This is a genomic window from Flavobacteriales bacterium, from assembly GCA_019694795.1.
GTDB lineage: Bacteria > Bacteroidota > Bacteroidia > Flavobacteriales_D > UBA2798 > UBA2798.
In genome coordinates, this window is sequence record JAIBBF010000105.1 from 1 (window position 1) to 5208 (window position 5208).

The 5208-nt window shown below is 42.0% G+C and carries 5 protein-coding genes; all 5 read left to right on the forward strand.

Going from position 1 to position 5208, the window contains the following annotated elements; genetic code table 11:
• On the forward strand, positions 1–540 hold a 540-nt coding region (locus K1X56_14825), incomplete at its 5' end, for a L,D-transpeptidase family protein (protein ID MBX7095992.1).
• Positions 540–1781, forward strand: a complete 1242-nt coding sequence (locus K1X56_14830) for an S-adenosylmethionine:tRNA ribosyltransferase-isomerase (protein ID MBX7095993.1) — start codon at positions 540–542, stop codon at positions 1779–1781. The genes K1X56_14825 and K1X56_14830, both read left to right, overlap by 1 nt.
• Before the next feature lie 10 nt (positions 1782–1791).
• Complete coding sequence (locus K1X56_14835; protein ID MBX7095994.1) at positions 1792–2451, forward strand: hypothetical protein; 660 nt, start codon at positions 1792–1794, stop codon at positions 2449–2451.
• 41 nt (positions 2452–2492) lie between these two features.
• Complete coding sequence (locus K1X56_14840; GenBank protein MBX7095995.1) at positions 2493–4085, forward strand: peptide chain release factor 3; 1593 nt, start codon at positions 2493–2495, stop codon at positions 4083–4085.
• Between the two features lie 263 nt (positions 4086–4348).
• The coding region (locus K1X56_14845; GenBank protein ID MBX7095996.1) for a PAS domain-containing protein at positions 4349–5208 on the forward strand (860 nt) is incomplete at its 3' end.

Consider the following 5208-nt stretch of genomic DNA (forward strand, 5'->3'; position numbering starts at 1 on the left):
CCTTATGTAAAACGCGATACCAATTACATGCACAAACATCATTACCGCATTTTCGATTTGAAGAAAAATGAGGTAAGTATTTCGGCAGTGAATTGGAAAAAACTCAGTAAAGATTATTTCCCCTATCGCATTCGTCAGGAAGGCGGAACATGGAATAGTTTGGGATTGATTGTTTTTTACTTCCCGAATAAATTCGATGTGTATTTGCACGATACCCCCATGAAACCCTTGTTTAAACGTGAAGTGAGAAACTTCTCGCATGGATGTATGCGCTTGCAGGATCCTTTTAAACTGGGAGAAATGGTGTGGGAGCATTTTAATCCAAAGGATACTGTTACATCCGACACCTTAAAAAACTGGGCACTTCGTGATGCGGTTGAAAAACGATATCCGCTAAAAAAACCGATTCCGATAGAAGTGGATTATATCACTGTAACCAGCGATTCACTTTCTCATATTTATTTCCATTACGATGTGTATGGTCGGGATGAAAAGTATCTGAAAATAATTGAAACATTAAATCGTAAAGTGCAGGACTGATGGAGCAGATAAAAAAAGATCCGCGTTCAATCCGTATCAGCGATTATCATTATGAACTTCCTCAGGAAAAAATTGCTGTTTTTCCGTCAGATGAAAGGGATTCTTCGCGTTTATTGATTTACAAAGAAGGTTCCATTTCCGAATCGAACTATCGTTCCATTGCCAATGAATTAACTGCAGGATCGCTTTTGTTTTTTAATAACACGAAAGTGATCAATGCGCGACTCGAATTCAAAAATTCGAATGGAGGTCGCATAGAAGTCTTTTGTCTTGAACCTTCCGAGAACAAAGATATGGCACAGGCGATGGCGGCGTGCGGGAGTTCTGCATGGAATTGTATGGTGGGCGGATTATCTAAATGGCGGGAAGAAGATTTACTGTTGGAGCAAAATGGAATTCGTATAAAAGTCAGCAAACAGGAAGTTACGAGTCAATCGGTACTCGTCCAATTTACCTGGCAACCGCAAGAAAAAAGTTTTGCGGAAATCCTTCATGAAGTGGGAGCATTACCCATTCCTCCTTATTTAAAACGCGACACGGAAGCCATCGATATACAACGCTATCAAACTGTCTATGCAAAACACGAAGGCTCGGTGGCAGCACCCACGGCGGGATTGCATTTTACAGAGCGCGTATTTGCAGATTTAAAGGCTCATCACTGTGAAGTGGAATACCTTACGCTACATGTGGGGGCGGGGACATTCAAGCCGGTTAAATCGGAACAGATGGAGGGTCATGATATGCATGCCGAAACCATCGACGTGCAGCGATCGGTCATTCATAAAATCGCCGGACATTCCGGTTCGCGCGTGGCAGTAGGAACCACCTCCATGCGTACGCTGGAGAGTTTGTATTGGATCGGACTTAAACTGGCACAACAGCCAACGATTCGTCCCGAACAACTCGATTTAAAACAATGGGAAGTGTATGAAATGCAAGAACAAACTCTTTCACTCAGCGAATCGATGCAGCATCTGCTTCATTGGATGGATCGCTTTGAGTTGGACCGCCTGATTTGTTCCACTTCCATTTTAATTGCGCCGGGTTATGATTTTAAAGTGGTGGATGCACTCGTTACGAATTTTCATCAACCGGGCAGCACGCTGATTTTATTGGTGGCGGCGTTTGTTGGGGAAGATTGGCGAAAAATTTATGATTATGCTTTACATCATCATTTCCGTTTTTTGAGTTATGGAGATGGTTCATTATTATTCCGAAATAAAAACAATGAAACAACGTAAATCGATTTCTATGAAAAAAATTATTTTGTTTTTTACACTGGTATCACCGGTGGTGACATTCGCTCAATCGCATACACCCATGACCATCTCTGCGCAGGTTGGCGTAGATGGCGCAGGACATGGCACAGTATATGAAAACAAATACAACGGAACCGTATTGGATCGCGATACCAGCGGAGCGGCAACGGTGATGTATCCTGTTTCGGTGCATGTGAACGTGTTTAAATGGGTTTCGGTTGGATTAGTATTCCAGGCCGGTAGTTATATCGAAGATCCGGATAATGCAGAAGCGAATGGAAATAAAGCGCGATTCTTAAGCGGAGAAATAAAATTCTATCCCGTTAACAAAGATAAGTTTGCCTGGTACCTTGGATTCCGATTCGGCGGATCGCATTTGGAAATTAACCGACTGATTGATATTGTTGGCGTAAAAGTTCCTTATCAGTATCAGTTTTCCGGAAGTAATTTTGGAGCGTTTACTGGTTTCAACTGGTATTTTGCAAAAAATGTGGGGATGTATTTCAATCTCGGATATACCTCCAATAATTTTCTGTTGACCGATTATTCCATCAATTCAACGGCACAAAATATTTCAGGCTTTGATAATCACATGTGGACGAAAGGTGCCAATGCTTCATTGGGACTGGCGCTTCGTTTCGGTGGTAAATAATTCTTCATCGCCAAGCGAAATCATTTGTTATTTTTGCGCCCATGAGCAATATCGTTGAAATCAATCGTCGCCGTACATTCGGAATCATTTCCCACCCGGATGCCGGTAAAACTACGCTTACGGAGAAGCTGCTTCTATTTGGAGGAGCCATCCAAACGGCAGGAGCGGTGAAGTCGAACAAAATCAAAAAATCGGCGACCTCCGACTTTATGGAGATTGAAAAACAACGCGGAATTTCTGTGGCCACCTCGGTGATGGCGTTTAACTACAAAGGACTCCAGATCAACCTGCTCGATACGCCCGGTCACAAAGATTTTGCCGAAGATACTTATCGCACGCTGACTGCGGTGGACAGTGTGATTCTGGTGATTGACTGTGCCAATGGGGTAGAGGAGCAAACCGAAAAATTGATGAGTGTATGCAGAATGCGCAATACTCCGGTTATTATTTTCATTAATAAAATGGACCGTGAAGGAAGAGATGCATTTGATTTGCTGGATGAAATTGAAGAGAAATTAAATATTCGTGTTCGTCCCTTAAGCTGGCCGATCGGAATCGGAGCAACGTTTAAAGGAGTTTATAACATCTATGAAAAAAATCTGAATTTATTTGAAGCAAGCAAAACATCCATTGCCAAAGAAATTGTTCAGATTAATCATCTCGAAGAAAATACCCTCGATGAAATTGTAGGAGAACGTGGAGCAAAACAACTGCGTCAGGATGTCGATTTAATTGAAGGTGTTTACGATCCCTTCGATGAAAAAACCTATCTCACCGGTGAAGTAGCTCCTGTATTTTTTGGATCTGCATTAAATAACTTCGGTGTGCAGGAATTATTGGATGCCTTCATTCGCATTTCGCCAACACCGCAGGGTCGTCCAACCGACAAACGTTTTGTTGAACCCACAGAGCCAAAATTTTCTGGATTCGTTTTTAAAATTCACGCCAACCTCGATCCGAAGCACCGAGATCGTATTGCGTTTTTGCGCATTGTGAGTGGAAAGTTTGAGAAGAACACCTTTTATCACCATGTGCGTCTGGATAAAGATTTCCGTTTTGCGAATCCCACCAGCTTTATGGCTTCGGAAAAAAATATCATTGATGAAGCTTATCCCGGAGATGTAGTTGGATTGTATGATACCGGTAATTTTAAAATCGGAGATACACTCACCGAAGGTGAAAATATGTTGTACCAGGGAATACCAAGTTTTTCTCCCGAAATTTTCCGCGAGCTGGTGAACAACGATCCAATGAAAACCAAGCAGCTGGAAAAAGGAATTCAACAGCTCACCGACGAAGGTGTGGCGCAGTTGTTTATTCAGCAACCGGGTAACCGTAAAATTGTTGGTACGGTAGGAGAATTACAATTTGAAGTGATTCAATACCGCCTGAAACACGAATATGGTGCTTCCTGTCAGTTTATGCCCGTAAATATGTTTAAAGCATGTTGGATCACCAGTGATGATAAAGCGAAACTGGAAGAATTCATTCGTATTAAAGTTTCCAATATAGCGTTCGACAAAGATCAGCAAATGGTTTACCTGGCGGAGTCGCCTTTTTTATTAAAAATGGCCGAACAAAACTATCCGGAAATTACGTTCCACACCACTTCGGAATTTAAACGCAACGGATAATTACCCGGGTTTCTGTTTTTGTTAGATGATGCTGCCGTTTTTGTGAACATACATCTGCAGAGAATACCGATTTTACCCTGTTTCTATTCCGTATAAATGCGGAAATTCGCGTTTGTTCCTCAATGCGATATGGTTCTAAAAGGCCTTGTTTTATTGGTGTTTCGAAAGGATTGAGTCTCCTTCTTAGGTAGTTTTACGCGGCCCAATCGGCATTTTCAGTTGAATGGTCTTTGTAGTTTTGGAGTGTAGAAAGAACCAAAATTATGAGCTATTTAATCACTCCTTCGCGCATTGTTGTTCCGCAAAAAACGACTCCCGTAAAAAAGGTAAAATCGAAACAGGAACAAGCCAGTATAATGGCAGGATTGTTTGCACTGGACTATCTGTTGGAAGGTGTTCAAATCATCGGATACGACTGGAAATTCAAATATGTAAACGAAGCGTTGGTTACGCAAAGTAAACATCATACCAAACGCGAAATTTTGGGAATGTCCTTGCTGGATTTATATCCCGGTATTGAATTTTCCGAAATGTTTCAGGCTTTGCGCAATTGCATGTTGTTGCGCGAATCGAATAAGTTTGAAGCGGAATTGAGTTTTACCCATGGAAACCCCAGTTGGTTCGAAATGCGTGTGGAGCCGATAGAAGATGGATTGATGATTTTTACGCTTGATATCACTGAACGTAAAAAATCGGAAGATGCATTGAAAAAACTGAATGAAAATCTGGAAGAGAAAATTGAAAGTCGAACCGCACAACTACAGGCGAAGAATAAGGATATAATGGATAGTCTGAATTACGCCCGTAAAATTCAGCAGGCTTTTCTTCCGAAACGCAGTATGCTCATGGATTCTTTTATTGAGTCGATGGTGATTTACCAACCCAAAGATGTAGTGAGCGGCGATTTTTATTGGTTGCGCAAAGATGAAAACTATACCTATCTGGCAGTGGCGGATTGTACAGGACACGGCGTTCCCGGTGCCTTGGTGAGCATGATTGGTATGGAGCAACTGAATAACCTCGTTCTTGAACTCGATTCACCGGCTAAAATGCTCGAAAATCTGAATGAGGTAGTCAGTACCGCTCTTCGTCAGAATGAACGCCAGGAAGGCTCGCAGGATGG